General features: G+C 59.0%; 16 protein-coding genes. 13 read left to right on the top strand and 3 right to left on the bottom strand.

The genetic code is table 11. The features are described from left to right. Window positions 1-242: 242 nt before the first annotated feature. Complete coding sequence (locus tag BLU24_RS00080) at window positions 243-1,256, top strand: ABC transporter substrate-binding protein (protein WP_093095875.1); 1,014 nt, start codon at window positions 243-245, stop codon at window positions 1,254-1,256. 95 nt (window positions 1,257-1,351) lie between these two features. Here the strand turns inward: BLU24_RS00080 and BLU24_RS00075 are convergent, their stop codons facing one another. Beyond that, on the bottom strand, window positions 1,352-2,272 hold the full coding sequence (locus tag BLU24_RS00075) for a LysR family transcriptional regulator (protein ID WP_093095870.1): 921 nt from the start codon (window positions 2,270-2,272) through the stop codon (window positions 1,352-1,354). A 180-nt stretch (window positions 2,273-2,452) separates the two neighbouring features. On the opposite strand from BLU24_RS00075, the gene BLU24_RS00070 reads away from it, so the two are divergent. Further along, window positions 2,453-3,361, top strand: coding sequence for a TauD/TfdA dioxygenase family protein (locus tag BLU24_RS00070; RefSeq protein ID WP_093095865.1), 909 nt, complete (start codon window positions 2,453-2,455; stop codon window positions 3,359-3,361). 210 nt (window positions 3,362-3,571) lie between these two features. Here BLU24_RS00070 and BLU24_RS00065 read toward each other — a convergent pair whose 3' ends face one another. Together BLU24_RS00065 and BLU24_RS00060 are read right to left on the bottom strand one after the other, a co-directional pair. Beyond that, entirely contained in the window at window positions 3,572-5,188 is a 1,617-nt protein-coding gene (locus tag BLU24_RS00065) for an alkaline phosphatase family protein (RefSeq protein ID WP_093095859.1), read from the bottom strand. A gap of 215 nt (window positions 5,189-5,403) precedes the next feature. Then, window positions 5,404-6,348 (bottom strand): LysR family transcriptional regulator, encoded by a 945-nt coding sequence (locus BLU24_RS00060; RefSeq protein WP_093095856.1) that lies wholly within the window; start codon window positions 6,346-6,348, stop codon window positions 5,404-5,406. 165 nt (window positions 6,349-6,513) lie between these two features. On the opposite strand from BLU24_RS00060, the gene BLU24_RS00055 reads away from it, so the two are divergent. The 11 genes from BLU24_RS00055 to BLU24_RS00005 all read left to right on the top strand — a co-directional run. Then, entirely contained in the window at window positions 6,514-8,874 is a 2,361-nt protein-coding gene (locus BLU24_RS00055) for a TonB-dependent receptor (RefSeq protein ID WP_093095852.1), read from the top strand. A 196-nt stretch (window positions 8,875-9,070) separates the two neighbouring features. After that, window positions 9,071-9,397: a hypothetical protein gene (locus BLU24_RS00050; RefSeq protein ID WP_090288206.1), complete on the top strand. Its 327-nt coding sequence runs from the start codon at window positions 9,071-9,073 to the stop codon at window positions 9,395-9,397. Between the two features lie 380 nt (window positions 9,398-9,777). Continuing rightward, entirely contained in the window at window positions 9,778-10,587 is an 810-nt protein-coding gene (locus tag BLU24_RS00045; RefSeq protein ID WP_093095846.1) for an energy transducer TonB, read from the top strand. Window positions 10,588-10,632: 45 nt separating this feature from the next. After that, window positions 10,633-11,358 (top strand): MotA/TolQ/ExbB proton channel family protein, encoded by a 726-nt coding sequence (locus BLU24_RS00040; RefSeq protein ID WP_093095843.1) that lies wholly within the window; start codon window positions 10,633-10,635, stop codon window positions 11,356-11,358. Window position 11,359: 1 nt separating this feature from the next. Further along, complete coding sequence (locus BLU24_RS00035; protein WP_093095839.1) at window positions 11,360-11,761, top strand: ExbD/TolR family protein; 402 nt, start codon at window positions 11,360-11,362, stop codon at window positions 11,759-11,761. A gap of 355 nt (window positions 11,762-12,116) precedes the next feature. Further along, window positions 12,117-12,698 carry an alpha/beta hydrolase gene (locus BLU24_RS00030; RefSeq protein WP_093095835.1) on the top strand — a complete coding sequence of 194 codons (582 nt, stop codon included), beginning with the start codon at window positions 12,117-12,119 and terminating at the stop codon, window positions 12,696-12,698. Between the two features lie 51 nt (window positions 12,699-12,749). Next, the gene (locus BLU24_RS00025) at window positions 12,750-13,682 is read left to right on the top strand and encodes a sigma 54-interacting transcriptional regulator (RefSeq protein ID WP_093095832.1); all 933 of its coding nucleotides are present in this window, start codon (window positions 12,750-12,752) and stop codon (window positions 13,680-13,682) included. Window positions 13,683-13,849: 167 nt separating this feature from the next. Next, complete coding sequence (locus tag BLU24_RS00020; protein ID WP_016772222.1) at window positions 13,850-14,647, top strand: MetQ/NlpA family ABC transporter substrate-binding protein; 798 nt, start codon at window positions 13,850-13,852, stop codon at window positions 14,645-14,647. Between the two features lie 644 nt (window positions 14,648-15,291). Then, on the top strand, window positions 15,292-15,957 hold the full coding sequence (locus BLU24_RS00015; protein WP_090288217.1) for an amino acid ABC transporter permease: 666 nt from the start codon (window positions 15,292-15,294) through the stop codon (window positions 15,955-15,957). Continuing rightward, window positions 15,938-16,597, top strand: coding sequence for an amino acid ABC transporter permease (locus BLU24_RS00010; protein ID WP_093095828.1), 660 nt, complete (start codon window positions 15,938-15,940; stop codon window positions 16,595-16,597). Before BLU24_RS00015 ends, BLU24_RS00010 begins: the two co-directional genes overlap by 20 nt. Continuing rightward, window positions 16,594-16,895: ATP-binding cassette domain-containing protein (locus BLU24_RS00005; protein ID WP_157720881.1), on the top strand; the 302-nt coding region annotated here is incomplete at its 3' end. The genes BLU24_RS00010 and BLU24_RS00005, both read left to right, overlap by 4 nt.

Here is a 16,895-nt window from a genome sequence, read left to right as displayed (position 1 = left end):
CAAATAGCGAATCAATGCTATCGGGAGATAAGCAAGACCATTTAAGGCCTCCAGCCCAGGTGCATCCAATGCATTCGAAGAATATTTTCGATGCTGCCCATGCATGCACCGCTGCAAGCCCCAGCCGCGTTCACTTAGGTCGTAAAGCTATAAAAATGTGCATTTATAGTATTTAAGCGCAGGTGTCGCTTCGGCCTACTTTCGGCTTCTCAACGCTCAGTCGTGATCAAGGAGCTGCACCCATGAACCTTCCCTTTAAACGAGTTTTCAGTCTGTTCGCCGTTCCTGCGCTGGCTGGCCTGCTGGCGTTCAGCGCCCACGCGGATGAGCTGAAGGAAATCCGCATTGCCGTGCCTGACCTGAGCGCCGGCACCCAGCACAGTGGCGGCGGCGTGGTCGATGTGCTGCGCGATCAGCAGATCTTCGAAAAGGCCTTTGCTGAACAAGGCATCAAGATTCAGTGGAGCTTTTTCAAAGGCGCAGGGCCGGTGATCAATGAAGCGTTCGCCAACGGTCAGGTCGATCTGGCGTATCTGGGCGATCTGGCGGCAATCATCGGCAAGTCCAACGGGCTGGACACCCGCCTGCTCAGCGCCACCGCACGTGGGGTCAAGCAGTATCTCGGCGTAGTGCCGGGGTCGGGAATCAAGACCCTGCAGGATCTCAAGGGCAAGCGGGTGGCGATCTTCCGTGGCACCGCGACACAGCTTTCCTTCGACGCGGCACTGGCCAGTCAGGGCTTGAGCGAAAAGGATTTGAAGGTCATCAACCTGGACTTCAACGCGGCGGTCGCAGCACTGGCGGCCAGGCAGATCGATGCTTCATGGGGCAGTTCCGCGCTATCGGCTCTGCAAGCCAAAGGCCTGGCGGAGTTGCCGCTCAATACCAAGGATCTGGGCGGGGCCGGGAGTGTGCAGGCGGTGCTGCTGGGCACGGCAAAGTTTGTCGACGCGCACCCCGAGGTGGTGGCGAAACTGCTCAAGGCGCAGCAGCAAGCTTTTGACTGGCTGAGCGAAGACGGCAACAAGGGCGCTTATGTGCAACTGGTGTCGGGGCTGGCCAGTTACCCGCCAGTGATCCTCACCCAGGATCTTCAGGATCAGAATTTGAGTGAAGTGTTCCAGTCGACGCTTGACCCGGTGTTCCTCGGCAAACTGCAGGATTCGGTGGACCTGGCGGCGCAGCAGAAGTTGATTCGCAAGCCGTTCAAGGTCAGCGATTGGGTGGCGCCTGAACTGGCGGCGGCCAAGCTCTGATCCTCTAGCGTTTGGTGCGACGCCATCGCGAGCAGGCTCACTCCTACATTTGGAATGCGTTTCCCTGTAGGAGTGAGCCTGCTCGCGATAGCGCCCTAAACAGCGACGCGATGTTCCTGTCGATCCACCGCCACCAGCGTCTCGATCATCGCCCTGGCCGCCGGCGACAGGCGAAACCCGGTGCGGCTGACGATGCCGCAGCGCGCGTTCATGCTCTCCAGGTTCTGCGGCAAATTCCGCCAGTGCAGCAGCACCAGCGAACCCTTGGCGATGTCCTCGACAAACGCCTCCTCGGTGCCCACGCCGATCGCATTTGATTGCAGCACCACTTTGACCAGCGCCGGGAAATGCTCGGTCTCGATGGTCGGGGAAAAATCGGTGCGACCGCTGAGGTTGGCCAACAGTTTGCGAATCCCCGGCGGGATCAGCGTGGTCGCCAGCGGATAGTCGAACATGTCGTTGGTCGACAGGCTTTCCTTGGCCAGCAACGGATGCCCCGGACGGCAGAAAAACACCCCGCGTTTGGGCGTCAGCGCCTGGGTCTGAAAGTTCGGGTCGGACTCGAAATGACGAATGTCGGCGATGAAGAATTCGATCTCCTCGCGGCTCAGCGCTCGGCTGAGTTTTTTCCAGTTGTCCACCTGGAAACAGGTGCGCACTTTCGGGTGGGCATTAATGAACTGCGCCACCGCATCCGGCACCAGTTTCACCGCTGGCGCCGGGCCGCAACCGAAGTGCACTTCACCAGCATCAAGCTTGGTCATCTGCGTCACTTCGGCACTGAGCAGGGCCGCGCCCTGCAGGAGGCTCAGGGCGTGCTGCAGCACCACCTGGCCTTCGGGGGTGGGGCGCAGATCCTTGTTGCCGCGGTCCACCAGCACACAGCCGAACTCCTGCTCCAGCCCTTGGATGCTGCGGCTGAACGCCGGTTGCGTGATGCCCATTGCGTCTGCCGCACGGACAAAACTGCGGTGTTCGTTGAGGGCGATGAAGTAGCGCAACTGGCGAAGGTCCATATGCTTTTCCGGCATCCTAAAAATAGCTCGAAGGCATTTGCGACGAGGGTTGCCTGAGGTTTTAAATGCAAGCTCTTATTCCGTCAATGAAGCATGCTGATATCTGTTAGATGTAAATAGCATATGGATAGAGCGTTGTTTCGCTGCCGCCAACCGTAAACAGTCGATGAGGGTATACCCATGAGCAATGCCGCACTCGCTGTAAAACCCGCTGTCCACGCGCTGGAAATTCACCCGGTGGCCGGTCGTATCGGCGCCGAGATCCGTGGCGTGCACCTGTCCGGTGAGCTGGACGCCGCCACGGTCGAAGCCATCCAGCAGGCACTGGTCGAGTACAAGGTGGTGTTCTTCCGCGAACAGACTCAGCTTGATGATCAGCGTCAGGAAGCCTTCGCGCATTTGCTCGGCGAACCGGTGGCGCACCCGACCGTGCCGTCGCGCGAAGGCACCCGCTATCTGCTCGAACTGGACGGCGCCGAAGGTCAGCGCGCCAACTCCTGGCACACTGACGTGACCTTCGTCGATGCCTACCCGAAAGCCTCGATCCTGCGCTCGGTGGTGGCCCCGGCATTCGGTGGCGACACGCTGTGGGCCAACACCGCCACGGCGTACAACGGCTTGCCGATCGAGCTGCGTGAACTGGCCGACAAGCTGATCGCCGTGCACAGCAATGAATACGACTACGCCAGCGCCAAGCCGGACGTTTCGGCGGAGAAGCTTGAGCGCTACCGCAAGGTCTTCACCTCGACGGTGTACGAAACCGAACACCCGGTCGTCCGGGTGCATCCGATCAGCGGTGAGAAGAGCCTGCTGCTGGGGCATTTCGTCAAACGCATCAAGGGTTACTCGCAGGCGGACTCGGCGCACCTGTTCGGGCTGTTGCAAAGCCATGTGATCCGTCAGGAAAATACCGTGCGCTGGCGCTGGAAGGCCGGTGATGTGGCGATCTGGGACAACCGCTCGACGCAGCATTATGCGATTGATGATTACGGCACCCAGGATCGGGTGGTGCGTCGTGTCACCCTGAAGGGCGAGGTGCCGGTCGGGGTGAACGGACAGCGTAGCCAGACCATCAAAGGGCGTGATTGAAGATCAAGAGCCCCTCATCGGAACGCCGCCCGCCCAGCCCTCTCCCAGAGGGAGAGAGAGCCGACCGAGTTGTTTCGCGTTATGCATCGACCTGAAAGACCTTATCGATTATGGATTCGGTGAAGCTGGATCAGGTCGGTGCACCTCTGAAATATCCCCCATTCAGTCCCCTCTCCCTCCGGGAGAGGGCTAGGGTGAGGGGCTTTTCCGCTACCAGACCCCAATCTGCACAATCTTCTCTATCTCCGGCTCTCCATAACGAAACCGCTGTCCGCGCAAATCAACCTCCTGATGGCTGATCGTCGTGCGCCGCTTCAACCCGCGCAGCCATTCGAACAAATACCCCGCATGCTCATCGTGCACGGCCGCGTACGCCGGGTCATCACCCAGGTCGCGCAGTTCATGCGGGTCATTCAGCAGATCAAACAACTGTGGCCGGAAGCCGTCGTACGCCAGGTATTTCCAGCGCTCGCTGCGCACCATGGTCATGCGGCAACGGTCGATCGGCTGGCCCAAACGCTCGCGCGCCGGCGCCTGGAAGGCGTAGTCGTATTCGCTGATTGCATAGCGGCGCCAATCGGGATTCTCACCGTGCAGAAGGGGAATCAGCGAGCGCCCTTCAAGCCGATGCTCGGCGCCCGGCAATCCCAGCGCCGCGAGAAATGTCGGCAGTGCATCGATGGTTTCCACGAGTCGCTCATCAACCTTACCGCGGGTGACATCCGCCGCCGAGCGCGGGTCGCGCACGATCAGCGGCACGCCGACCGCTTGTTCGAGCAAAAACTCCTTCTCGCCCAGCCAGTGATCGCCGAGAAAGTCGCCGTGATCGCTGGTGAACACGATCAGCGTGTCGTCCCAGCGGCCATTGTTCTGCAGAAAATCGAACAACCTTCCGAGTTGGTCATCCACCTGTTTGATCAGGCCCATGTAGGTAGGGATTACAGTCAATCGTACTGAGTCCCGGGAGAAGTTGAGACTTTCCTGATGTTGGCGAAAGGCCATGTATACGGGGTGTTCGCTGGCTTCGGAGGGCGTCGCGCGGATCGGTTCGAGAATCGATTTCGTACTGTACATGGCGTGGTATGGTCCAGGTACGATGTAGGGCCAGTGCGGTTTGATGTACGAGAGGTGTAAACACCAAGGTTTCTCGCCTTGCTCGGTGATGAAGTCGATGGCTCGATTGGTAGTGTAGACAGTCTCTGAGTGTTGCTCGGGAATTCGTGCTGGCAAATTCGCATGACGCATTTTCCAGCCACTGAGGATCTCGCCGTTCGCGCCTTCGGCAGCGTTGGCCCAGTCATGCCAGGGATTGCGGCCGTCGAAACCGTGTTCGCGCAGGTAATGGGTATAAGGCGCGGATTCGCGCTTGTCGTCGAACAGCGGGTCGTCGGGATAGATACCGTCATGGCGCATGTAAGGTTCGAAGCCGACTTCGTTGAGGATCTCGGCCTGTTGGCTGTCAGGGTTGATTGCCAGGCGCTGCAAGGCATCGATGTTTGCCGTTGCGTGAGTCTTGCCGACCAGAGCGGTACGAATGCCGTGCGGGCGCAGGTAATCGCCGATGGTCAATTCCTCCAGCGGCAGCGGCACCGCGTTCCATGCCGCCTGATGGCTGCTGACATAGCGCCCGGTGTAGGCCGACATTCTCGAAGGACCGCAAATCGTGCCCTGGGTGTAAGCGCGGCTGAACCGTACGCCGGCCGCAGCGAGGCGATCGATGTTCGGCGTGTGCAGATGCGGATGGCCGTAGCAGGACAGGTAATCGCGGCGCAGCTGGTCGCACATGATGTACAGCACGTTGCGCACGGGGTTGGGCGGGGTGGGCATGGGGTTCACCGGGCAGTGGGACAGGTGACGGTTTTCGCTGTCGGTGGGGGTGTTCGGCAAGTGCGTTTGGGGAATGGGTTTCATGCAGCGGATGCATCGGTGCCTGCACTGACGCCATCGCTGGCAAGCCAGCTCCCACAGGTATTGGGGGTGTCCACATGAATTGTGCTCGGCGCGAATCCTGTGGGAGCTGGCTTGCCAGCGATGGCGGTAAATCAGACCGCAAGATTCTCCAGTGAACAGACTTCTTCATCCTGCTGATCGATCACTTTGATCTGCTCGATCATCGCCTTGGCCAGCGGCGATAACCGATACCCGGCGCGGCTGACAATTCCGTAGCGGGTATACAACTCCTCAAGATCGTCAGCCAAACCTTCGATCTTCAGGCACACCAGCTCACCCTTGGCCAGATGCAACGCGTCGGAATAGGCCCCGACAATTCCGATCGCATCCGAACGCAGCACCACGCTGAGCAGGCTTGCACTGTTCTCACATTCGACGCTCGGGGTGAAATCCGGCCGGCCGCTGAGGTCGACAATGACCTTGCGCAGGTTCGGCGGGCGAATGCTCACCGCCAGTGGATAACTCATCAACTGCTCGGCGCTGATCCGTTCAAACGCCGCCAGCGGATGCCCGGCGCGACAGCAGAAATGCCATTTGCGTGCGCGCAACCGATGGGTCAGGTAGTTCGGGTCCGCTTCGAACTGCCGGGTGTCGGCGACGAAGAACTCGAACTCCTCGCTCAACAGTCGCTTGCTCAGGCTCTGCCAGTCGTCCACCTGAAAATGCACCCGCGCTTTCGGGTAGCGTCCGATGAAGGCGCCAATCGCCCGTGGAATCAGTCCCGCCGCTGGCGCCGGCCCGCAACCGAAGCGTAATTCCCCAGCTTCAAGGCCGTTGAACTGGCTGATCTCGTTCGCCATCTGCTGCGCGCCACTGACCAGCCGCCGCGCGTGTTCGAGCAGTACCTGACCCTGTTTGGTCGGCGGCAATTCCTTGCGCCCGCGATCGACCAACTGACAGCCGACACTGTGTTCCAGCGCTTGAATGCTGCGGCTGAACGCCGACTGCGACAGGTTCACCGCCTGCGCGCCAGCTACGAAGCTGCGTTGTTCAGCCAGGGCGATGAAGTGACGAAGTTGGCGCAGATCGATATGCATTTTTCACATGAAAAATATCCGGGAAATGCATTGGATATGCATTAGGTCGACTCCTTATAAAGGCAATCTCTTATGCAGTAAATATTTGTAAATCCATAAATAAATAACTCAAAGGAATATGCAGCGCTGATGAAGCCTGTGTGTTTTTTGACCAGGAGCCGCGCCATGAGTCCGTTGAAACACGCTTCAACCCAATCACCTCGACAGCTCAAACGCCTGCCCCTGGCCCTGTTTCTCGCCGGCAGCGCGAGCTGGACTCACGGCTATGCCGCCGAAGCCGAAACCCCGACGCCAGTCCCCGCAGGCAAAGCTTCGGCCAGCAGTTCGCAGTTGGAAACCGTGACCGTGACCACCCGCCGTCGCGAGGAAAGTTCGCAAGACGTACCGACGCCGATGAGCGTGGTCAGCGGGCAGAATCTGGAAACGCAACGGGTGTACCGGATTCAGGATCTGCAGCAACTGGTGCCCAGCGTCAACGTCGCCTACATGCACGCGCGGCAGTCCAGCGTGTCGATACGCGGCCTCGGTAACAACCCGGCCAGCGACGGTCTGGAGGGCAGCGTCGGCCTGTACATCGACAACGTTTATCTGGGCCGCCCGGGAATGGCGGTGTTCGACTTGATGGACATCGAACAGCTCGAAGTCTTGCGCGGGCCGCAGGGCACGCTGTTCGGTAAAAACACCACCGCCGGGGTGATCAATATCAGCACCCGTGCGCCGACCTTTACCCCTGAGCGCAGCATTGAAACCTCGGTCGGCGAGGACGGTTATTTCCAGACCAAGGGCACCATTTCCGGGCCGCTGAATGATCAACTCGCGGGGCGTTTTTCCGCGTATCGCACGCGCGGCGACGGCGACATCAAGAATGAGCACGACGGCCACGATTTGAATGGCGGTTCGCGTGAGGGCTTTCGCGCGCAACTGCTGTTCAAGCCCAATGAAAATTTCAACCTGCGCTGGATCGGTGACTACAACGAAGAGGATTCCAGCGCCGGCACCCGCGTGTTGTACAACACCGGTCCGACCATCAACGGCGTCAACCTCTATCAGTCGCGGGCCAACGCGGCCGGCGCGACGCTGGTCAACGGCACACATCGCAAGGTCAATCTGGATAACGATCAGCACGTCACCGTGCATCAGGGCGGTACTTCGGTAGAAGCCAACTGGACCTTGCCAAGTGATTTCACCCTGACGTCGGTCAGCTCGTATCGCTTCTGGAACTTCACCCCGCGCAACGACGACGGCCTCAACGTGCCGGCCAGTTACAACGCCGGAGTGTCGGTGGAAGACAAACAGTATTCGCAGGAATTTCGCCTGGCCTCGCCCAAGGGTGAGTTCTTTGACTACGTGATCGGTGCCTACTATTTCGGTTCTGATCTGGACAACAAATCCTTCGCCTATTACGGCCCGCAGGCGGATATCTGGAATGGCACGCCGGCGGGGGCGCTGGCCAATGTCACCAGCGTCGGCAAAGGCCACATCAAGACCGACAGTTTTGCCCTGTTTGCCCAAGGCACCTGGCACCTCACCGAGCGTCTGGATTTCACCGCCGGGGTGCGTGGCACCTACGAAGAGAAAAATGCCTGGGTCAGCCGCGATGCCCCGGTTGGCGGTGCGGCCGTGGCCGGCGCGGCGGCCAATGCGCGTCGCGGCCGCGCCGGCGCCTACGATTCCGGTGACTTGAATCAGTACAGTTCGAGTCCTTCGGGGCTGCTCAATCTCAGCTATCGCATCACCGATGACGTGCTTGGCTACGCGACGTTGTCCCACGGCGAAAAGTCCGGCGGCGTCAATCTCGCGGTCGGCTCCGCGCCAACTGCGGGTGCCGACTCGTTGTTGATCGGCACCGAACGGGCGAACAACGCCGAACTCGGTTTCAAAAGCACTTTGTGGGATCACCGTTTGCAGCTCAACGCCAACGTGTTCTGGACCCAGGTCAACGCCTACCAGACCAATGCCTATGACGCCGACAACCGCGTGCAATACCTGACCAACGCCGGTTCTGTGCGCTCGCGCGGCATCGAATTTGAAACCACCGTGGTGCCGCTGCGTGGCCTGACGCTGAACTTCAACGGCTCGTACAACGACGTCAGCTACCTCTCCTACAAAGATGCACCATGCCCGCCGGAAGTCAGCCAGGCGCCGGGTGCGCCAGCCTCTTGCGATCTCAGCGGCCATCAAGTGGTCGGCGCATCGAAATGGATCGGCAACGCCAACGGCGAATACAAATGGAATCTGGATAACGGCTTCGAACCCTACGTCACCGGCAGCTATGCATTCCGCTCCAAAGCCGTGGGTACGGTTGAGGATTCCGACTACGGGCAGATTCCCAGCTACGCCGTGGTCAACTTTTCCACAGGCTTGCGTGGCGACTTCAACCAAGGCCAGTGGGATGTTTCGTTGTGGCTGAAAAACGCCTTCGACAAAACCTATTACACGACGCTGTGGACGGGTGGCAATGGTGGTTATGAAGGACTGCTCGGCACGCCGCGTACGCTTGGGGTGACTGGGCGTTATGATTTTTAATCGTAACCAATCGGAATAGGCGTACAGTTATTTCGCAATAACTTAGACATCTCTTGAATAGTGTTTATGCCGATTCAGTTAGTTGCTCCCGTGGACAATCAATCGATGTCGAACCATGATCTGTGTCGCGAGTTTCCAGGAAAGAAACTTGCTCTCATCGGAAGATACCCATTTAAACGATAAAGGAAATCGCATCATGTCGAGCATCAATGGCAATTATGTAAACGCCAACGCGGGCGCCAAGCTGACAATTACCGATGGCAACGATTCCAACGGCACATTCAGCGGGAAATTCAGCCAGAACGGCGTGAACTACGACATCGCGTATGGCCATTACCATTTCCAGAACAGCACGGGGCAGCCTACGGTCATCACCTTCGCAGCTTTGAACGAGGGCTCGGGTTATCAGGCATGGACATTGTTTTCGCCAGATCACAATTATTCAAAAGTTCGCGCGGTTGGCGCGCGCACCAACTTTGACGGTGATGTGGTAGGTCTGGCGGGAGAATTCATCAAACAATAACCGCTGATCAAACAAAAGGCCGGTACGCGAAAGTGTATCGGCCTTTTTTGTTGCTCGATGAAAATAATTTTTAAACTAACAACGCTGTTTTGAGCCTGTCCTTTGAAACCGGGTCAGCTGAATCCGATGCGCTGAACGAATACTTTCAATGCCGGCAAAGCATGCGTTTTTTTGCGTCTCGCTGCAGCCCGCGTGGCGCAAGGCTTTGGTGGAATTGATCGTTTTCCATATTCCATAAAGTCCTATACATAACATTAAAGATTACTTTCGGAGATAAGCGACAACACCAATGATTCTCCCAAGGGGCAGCCTGTGGGGATTCAACAAGCGGTTGTTCAGCTGTTGTGCAAGAACCGCAAAAAACCGCAGGGAGTCAAACAATGGGCAGTGTCCAGACCGCCGCCAGCGCAGGGGAATTGCTGTGGCGGCAAACGCCGAGTGGCGAACTGATCGACCTCGGCCGGCCGCACCGTGTGCCGTTGGGGCAACTGCGTTTGCAGCGTTCGCCCAGGGGCATTCTGAGTCGCCGCGAAACCGTTTTGCTCGCGGTGCTGGCGTTGGTGGTGCATGGCGCGGTGATCTACTGGATCAATCAGCATCCGACCCCCGCGCTGCCAATCGTGCCGCCGGAAATTCCACCGATGACCATCGAGTTCTCACGCCCGGCACCGCCCGCGCCGCCGGTTGTGGCACCGCCGCCTCCTGCGCCGGTGGTCGAGCCACCGCCACCGGTGGAAGACGAGCTGGCGGTAAAGCCGCCACCGCCCAAGCCCGTGCCGAAACCCAAGCCGGTGGTCAAGCAGCCACTCAAACCGACGCCTAAAGCCGTCGAGCAACCGCCAGCGCCGCCCAAGCCGGCCGCCCCGGTCGCTGCGCCAGCGCCAGCTGCGCCACCCGCGCCAGCCCCGGTCACACCGGCCTCGGCCAGCGCCGCTTACCTGAAAAACCCGGCGCCGGAATATCCGTCCTTGGCGCAGCGTCGCGGTTGGGAAGGCACGGTGTTGCTGCGCGTGCAGGTGTTGGCCAGTGGCAAACCGGGCGAGATCCAGATTCAGAAAAGCAGCGGCCGCCAGCAGCTCGACGATGCGGCGCTCAACGCCGTGAAACGCTGGAGTTTCGTCCCGGCCATGCAGGGCGATGTCGCCCAGGACGGCTGGGTCAGCGTGCCCATCGATTTCAAGATTCACTAAACCGCAATCAAATTCGCGCGAAACGTTTACACGAGGGAATACATCATGACGTTACTGGCTTCTCCACTGGAATCCATCGAAAGCGCGGTGATCTGGCTGCTGGTGGCTTTTTCCGTCGCCACCTGGGGGCTGGCACTGCTCAAGGCGTTGCAGTTCGGCCGTTTAAAGGCGCAGGACCGCCGTTTTTATAAACGCTTTTGGGCGGCGTCAAGTCTTGATGCGGCCGCCGAGTTGAGCGAAACCCAGCCCGGCGCTGCGGCGCGTGTGGCGCAGGCGGGCTACGCGGCGATTCAGGTTGGTGAGACGTCACAGGCCAATGACCTGAGCCAGGCGATCAACCATCAGGATCGTCTGGAGCGTGCCTTGCGCCAGCAAATCGTCCGTGAGCGGCGTTCGCTGGAAACCGGTCTGGCAGTGGTCGCGAGTATTGGCAGCACTTCGCCGTTCATAGGATTGTTCGGCACGGTGTGGGGAATCATGGAAGCGTTGAAGGGCATCAGCGCGGCGGGTTCGGCGAGCCTGGAAACCGTGGCCGGACCGATCGGTGCTGCATTGGTCGCGACCGGTGTGGGCATCGCCGTCGCGGTACCGGCGGTGCTGGTTTACAACTACTTTTTGCGCCGTTTGAAATTGACCGCGGCGGACCTGGACGACTTCGCCCACGACTTCTACAGCCTGGCGCAGAAGACCGCGTTTCGCGTGTTGATTCACCCGACTGCACACAAAGCTTCTGCGCCGGGGAATGCGCCAAAAGTGAAGGAGGCCTCCTGATATGGCTTTCTCCACGCAAGACACGGATGAGGTGCTCAGCGAGATCAACGTGACCCCGCTGGTGGACGTGATGCTGGTGCTGCTGGTGGTGTTTATCGTCACCGCGCCGCTGCTGACCAACGCGATTCCGATCAACCTGCCAAAGACCGAAGCGGTGGCGCCGGTCGAGCAGAAGGATCCGCTGGTGGTGAGCATCGACGGTGTCGGCAAGCTGTTTATCAACAAGGACGAAATTCAGCCGGAGTCGCTGGAGTTAAACCTCAAGGCGGCCAAGGCCAAGGACCCGGAGGTGCGTGTGCAGTTGCAGGCCGATGACGGGGTGAATTATGGCGAAGTCGCGCGGGCCATGGCGTCGATCGAGCGGGCAGGGATTACTAAATTGTCGGTGATTACTGCGCGGTGACAGATTCAACAGTTTTCCGGGGCCGTTTCCTTGGCAGGGTGCGGCCCTTTTTTTGTTTCGAATATGAGTACAAAAGCCCCTCACCCTAGCCCTCTCCCAAAGGGAGAGGGGACTGACCGTAGTGGATGGGAGAGTTACGCCAACGTGGAATACCGAGTCGTACGCAACTTCAAACCCAGCGCAAGTCGGCTCCCTCTCCCTCGGGAGAGGGCTGGGGTGAGGGGGAAAAGATCTAAAGCCATGCGCACATCTCATATCCAATTAAGATATTAACAAATAGCTTCTTATTCCTTAACGAATATAACTCCCGTCCCTATACTCAACCGAGAACAGACACGACGCAGGAGAGCTTCCCATGCGCAATGAATCAATCCGCTACCTGATTGTGCCGGGCTGGCAAGGATCGCCAGAAGATCATTGGCAGACCCACTGGCAGAACAGCCTGCCGAACAGTGCGCGGGTGGAGCAGGCCGATTGGCTGACGCCACGCCGTGAAGACTGGGTCGCGGCGCTCGCCGAAGCGATTGCCGCCGACAGCACGCCGGTGATCCTCATCGCCCATAGCCTGGGTTGCATTACCGTCGCGCATTGGGCAGCGACCGCGCCGCTGCAATACCTGCGTCAGGTGCGCGGTGCGTTGCTGGTCGCGCCTGCCGATGTGGAGCGCCCTGCGTGCTCACCGGCACTGCGCAACTTCGCGCCGATTCCCGCGGATCTGTTGCCGTTCCCGAGTCAGGTCGTCAGCTCCGACAACGACGCTGCGGTCAGTGCGCCGCGTGCCCTTGAGCTGGCGCGCAACTGGGGCGCGGAAGCGGGGATTCTCGCCGGCGCCGGGCATATCAATGTCAAGTCCGGGCATCAGCGCTGGGAACAGGGTTTTGCCTATCTGTATCGCCTGCAAAACCGCCTGGAGCATCACGCCCGTCGTCGCGCCTGACTTTCATTTTTAACGCCCCGTCTGCCAGGCGGTTCAGGGCGGGAGCCTGCCATGAGTGTCGAAACTTTCGGTCAGCCATTGCTGACCTTTCCCGATGCGGAAAAAAGCCCGCTGAGCATTCGCGCCAAAGCGCTGGTGTTCGTCGATCCACGCTCGCGCCAACTGCGCGAAGAACTGGAGCAACTGGCGCCACGCGCGATCTCGGTATTGATCCGTGGCGAGACTGGCACCGGTAAAGAGCTGCTTGCGCGGCATATCCATCGCGCCAGTGATCGCAGCGGGCTGTTCGTGTCGGTGAACTGCGGTGCGATCAGCCCGACGTACGCCGACGCCGAATTGTTCGGCTACGCAGCCGGCAGCTACAGCGGTTCGGCCAGCAGTCGCGCCGGCTGGTTCGGTTCGGCCAATGGCGGCACGTTGTACCTCGACGAAATCGGCGATTTGCCGCTGCCGATCCAGGTCAAATTGCTCGCCGCGCTGGAGAATCACGAAGTCACTCGCGTCGGCGCACATCAACCCAGCCCGGTCGACGTGCGGCTGGTGGCTGCGACCAGCATCGATCTGGCCCAAGCCGTCGATGCGGGGAAATTCCACGAGCGGCTCTATCATTATCTCAGCGAGGGCCAGCTCGAACTGCCGGCACTGCGGGCGCGAACCGGCGATATCCTGTCGCTGGCCGAGTATTTTCTCGGTATCTACAGCCAGCGTCTCGATCTTCCGGTGCCCTTGATCAGCGAAGCCGCGCAGCATGCGCTCGAACAGCACAGCTGGCCGGGTAACACTCGGGAGCTGGAAAATGTCATTCACTTCGCCCTGCTGGTCAGCACTGGCGAAGAGATTCTGCCGCAGCACCTGAACCTGCCCGAGGTGTCTGGGCCGCAGCTGCAGATCGAACGGCTGGTCGCGCAGATCAACATCGGCGGCAGCACGGCGGAACGTAAAGCCTTGAAAGATTTGCTGATTCGCTTGAGCGACGGGTTATAGCCATTTTCTTCAACATGAACAAAATGGAATATGAAGCTGAATAAACGTTATTGTCCGGGAATAAAAAATCCGGGTATTGTCCGCCTCACGCCAGCGATATCACTTCACTGGCACACGTATTAAATGCCGTCGTCGATGACGTCCGTGATTTTCGATAAGGACACTGCATGAAAAAGGTTCTGTTGTTTACCGCATTGGCGGCTGCTTTGACTGCTTCTTTCGCCAACGCCGGTGAGAAACTGGTGGTCGCCGCGACCCCGGTTCCACATGCTGAAATCCTCGAGCTGATCAAACCGACCCTGGCCAAAGAAGGCGTGGATCTGGAGATCAAGGTCTTCACCGACTACGTGCAGCCGAACGTACAGGTGGGCGAGAAGCGTCTGGATGCCAACTACTTCCAGACCCTGCCGTACCTGAACAGCTTCAACCAGGGCAAATACAAGGACGACAAGTCCAAGTACCTGGTAACCGTGCAAGGCGTGCACGTTGAACCGTTCGGTGGCTACTCGAGCAAGTACAAAACTCTGGCTGAACTGCCGGATGGCGCGACCATCGCCATCCCGAACGAAGGCAGCAACAGCGGCCGTGCGCTGATCCTGCTGCAGAAGGCTGGCCTGATCGAGCTGAAAGATCCGAAAAACGCTCTGGCAACGCCGAAAGACATTGCCAAGAACCCGCACAACTTCAAGTTCAAGGAACTGGAATCGGCCCTGCTACCGCGCGTGCTGAAAGAAGTTGATCTGGACATGATCAACACCAACTACGCGCTGGAAGCCAAGCTGAACCCGCAAAAAGATGCGCTGGTGATCGAAGGCGCTGACTCGCCTTACGTGAACTTCCTCGTTGCCCGTGAGGACAACAAGAACAGCGACGCCATCCAGAAACTGGCCAAGGCGCTGACCAGCCCGGAAGTCAAAGCGTTCATCGAGAAGAAGTACAGCGGCGCGGTATTGCCGGCGTTCTGATGCGAGCGTTGATTTGATCTGAAAACGCCGATGGCCAGTGATGGTCATCGGCGTTTTTTTGTTCGCCTTGAAAAGCCCCCTCACCCTTGCCCGCTCCCGGAGGGAGAGGGGACTGATCGGGGGATGCTTCAGATCTCCGCAGACCTGAAGGACTTGCGTTAAATCTGCAATCGACTCGATTCAACAGGTCGATGTAAAGCGCGAGACACTTCGGACGGCTCCCTCTCCCTCCGGGAGAGGGCTGGGGTGAGGGTGCTGTTGATTTTGATCTTCAGGCCACTTGCGCCTTCAACGCCCGGCGCAACGCCACCAGCAATTTCAAAATATCCTGCGGATCCAGTCGCTGCGGTGCTTTTACGTCCATGTCATCTTCCTTGTTGTGATTTGGCCGAGGGAGTCTGGCCAAAAGCTGTCCGTCCTTGGAGGCCTTTCTTGAAAAAAAGATCCTTCCTACAGCGCAAAGAAAAATAGCCTTCTTACTCCTTCCCGGCAAACCGGCAAGATAGTTTTTTGAGTGATATCTATATGCTTTAACGGTATTTAAATTCTGGTTTTTATACCTATAAAGTCAGTGCCTGCCGGACAGCCATCCGCTGTCCATGGATTGCTTCACCGTCGTTTACCGAGCGACGTCAGGACACGGCATGACTTTCGACTACGCATTTATCCTCAGCACCCTGCCGGCGTTTCTCAAAGCCGTCGGCGTGACGCTCCAGGTCGGTTTGATCGCCATTGGCACCTCGCTGCTGGTGGCGCTGCTCAACGCGACGATCCTGGTTTTTCACACGCCGTACCTGCGCAAACTGGTCGGCCTGTACGTAGAGCTGGCGCGCAACACGCCGCTGCTGATTCAGTTGTTCTTCGTCTACTTCGCCTTGCCGGCACTGGGGATCAAAGTCTCCGGTTTCACCGCGGCGATCATCACCATGACCTTTCTCGGAGGTGCCTACCTCACCGAAGTGCTGCGTGCCGGCGTTGATGCCGTGCCGCAGGCGCAGCTGGAATCCGGGCGTTCGATCGGCCTGTCTGACGGCCAGTTGCTGCGCTACGTGATTCTGCCGCAGGCGGGCATTCTCAGCCTGCCGTCGCTGTTCGCCAATTTCATCTTCCTGCTCAAGGAAACCACCATCGTCTCGGCAGTGGCGGTGCCGGAAATCCTCTACACCACCAAGAGCTACATCGCGCTCTACTACAAAACCTACGAAATGCTCGCGGTGCTGACGCTGATCTGCGTGCTGCTGTTTTTGCCGCTGTCGTTGCTGCTCAGCCGTCTGGAAAGGAGGCTCCAGCATGGCCAGTTCGGGTCTTGAATTGCTTTGGGTGTCGTTGCCGCAATTGGCCAAGGGCGCCGGGCAAACGCTGTCGATCTCGTTTCTGAGCATCGCCATCAGCACGGTCGGCGGCGTGTTCTACGGGGTGCTGCGCACGCTCAACGTAGTGTGGCTCAACGCGATTTTGCGGGTGTATCTGGAGCTGTTCCGGGCGATTCCGGTGCTGGTCTGGCTGTACCTGCTGTTCTTCGGCCTGCCGATTTTCTTCGGTTTGAGCCTGCCGAGCTTCTGGTGCGCGGTGCTGGTGCTGTCGCTGTGGGGCGCCAGCGAGGTCGGCGAAGTGGCGCGCGGTGCGTTGCATTCGTTACCACGCGGCCAGCGTGAGGCAGGGCTGTCGATCGGTCTCAACGTTTCGCAACTGTACGGCTACGTGCTGCTGCCGCAAGCGCTCAAGCGCATGACACCGCCGACCATCAACGTCTACACGCGGATCATCAAAACCAGCTCGCTGGCAGTGCTGATCGGCGTCGTCGATGTGATCAAGGTCGGCCAGCAGATCATCGAGCGCACCTACGAATCGGTGCTGATCTATGGCGCGCTGTTTCTGTTTTTCTTTTTCATTTGCTACCCGTTGTCGGCCGCCTCGCGCGTGCTGGAGCGGCGCTGGACGCAAGCATGAGCGCACTGATCGAGTTTCATGGCTTCAACAAATTCTATGGCGAACAGCAGGTGCTCGATGGCATCGATCTGCACGTGCAGAGCGGCGAAGTCATCGTCATCCTCGGCCCCAGCGGCTGCGGCAAAAGCACCTTGCTGCGCTGCCTCAACGGTCTGGAACAAGCCCACAGCGGCAGCCTGAAATTTGTCGGGCGCGAGCTGCTCGACAAGGCCACCGACTGGCGCGAAATCCGCCAGCAGATCGGCATGGTGTTTCAGAGTTATCACCTGTTTCCGCACATGAGCGTGCTCGACAACCT

This window comes from Pseudomonas sp. Z003-0.4C(8344-21), assembly GCF_900104975.1.
Lineage (GTDB): Bacteria > Pseudomonadota > Gammaproteobacteria > Pseudomonadales > Pseudomonadaceae > Aquipseudomonas > Aquipseudomonas granadensis.
Note: the sequence above shows the minus strand (reverse complement) of the source record. Positions and strands in the feature narration are given on the sequence as shown.

Bases quoted from the DNA above. Each gene is read 5' to 3' on its own strand.
- BLU24_RS00075 (WP_093095870.1), bottom strand. From the start codon at position 2,272: ATGGACCTTCGCCAGTTGCGCTACTTCATCGCCCTCAACGAACACCGC.
- BLU24_RS00020 (WP_016772222.1), top strand. From the start codon at position 13,850: ATGAAAAAGGTTCTGTTGTTTACCGCATTGGCGGCTGCTTTGACTGCT.
- BLU24_RS00055 (WP_093095852.1), top strand. From the start codon at position 6,514: ATGAGTCCGTTGAAACACGCTTCAACCCAATCACCTCGACAGCTCAAA.
- BLU24_RS00025 (WP_093095832.1), top strand. From the start codon at position 12,750: ATGAGTGTCGAAACTTTCGGTCAGCCATTGCTGACCTTTCCCGATGCG.
- BLU24_RS00035 (WP_093095839.1), top strand. From the start codon at position 11,360: ATGGCTTTCTCCACGCAAGACACGGATGAGGTGCTCAGCGAGATCAAC.
- BLU24_RS00010 (WP_093095828.1), top strand. From the start codon at position 15,938: ATGGCCAGTTCGGGTCTTGAATTGCTTTGGGTGTCGTTGCCGCAATTG.
- BLU24_RS00070 (WP_093095865.1), top strand. From the start codon at position 2,453: ATGAGCAATGCCGCACTCGCTGTAAAACCCGCTGTCCACGCGCTGGAA.
- BLU24_RS00015 (WP_090288217.1), top strand. From the start codon at position 15,292: ATGACTTTCGACTACGCATTTATCCTCAGCACCCTGCCGGCGTTTCTC.
- BLU24_RS00040 (WP_093095843.1), top strand. From the start codon at position 10,633: ATGACGTTACTGGCTTCTCCACTGGAATCCATCGAAAGCGCGGTGATC.
- BLU24_RS00065 (WP_093095859.1), bottom strand. From the start codon at position 5,188: ATGCCCACCCCGCCCAACCCCGTGCGCAACGTGCTGTACATCATGTGC.
- BLU24_RS00060 (WP_093095856.1), bottom strand. From the start codon at position 6,348: ATGCATATCGATCTGCGCCAACTTCGTCACTTCATCGCCCTGGCTGAA.
- BLU24_RS00050 (WP_090288206.1), top strand. From the start codon at position 9,071: ATGTCGAGCATCAATGGCAATTATGTAAACGCCAACGCGGGCGCCAAG.
- BLU24_RS00045 (WP_093095846.1), top strand. From the start codon at position 9,778: ATGGGCAGTGTCCAGACCGCCGCCAGCGCAGGGGAATTGCTGTGGCGG.
- BLU24_RS00030 (WP_093095835.1), top strand. From the start codon at position 12,117: ATGCGCAATGAATCAATCCGCTACCTGATTGTGCCGGGCTGGCAAGGA.
- BLU24_RS00080 (WP_093095875.1), top strand. From the start codon at position 243: ATGAACCTTCCCTTTAAACGAGTTTTCAGTCTGTTCGCCGTTCCTGCG.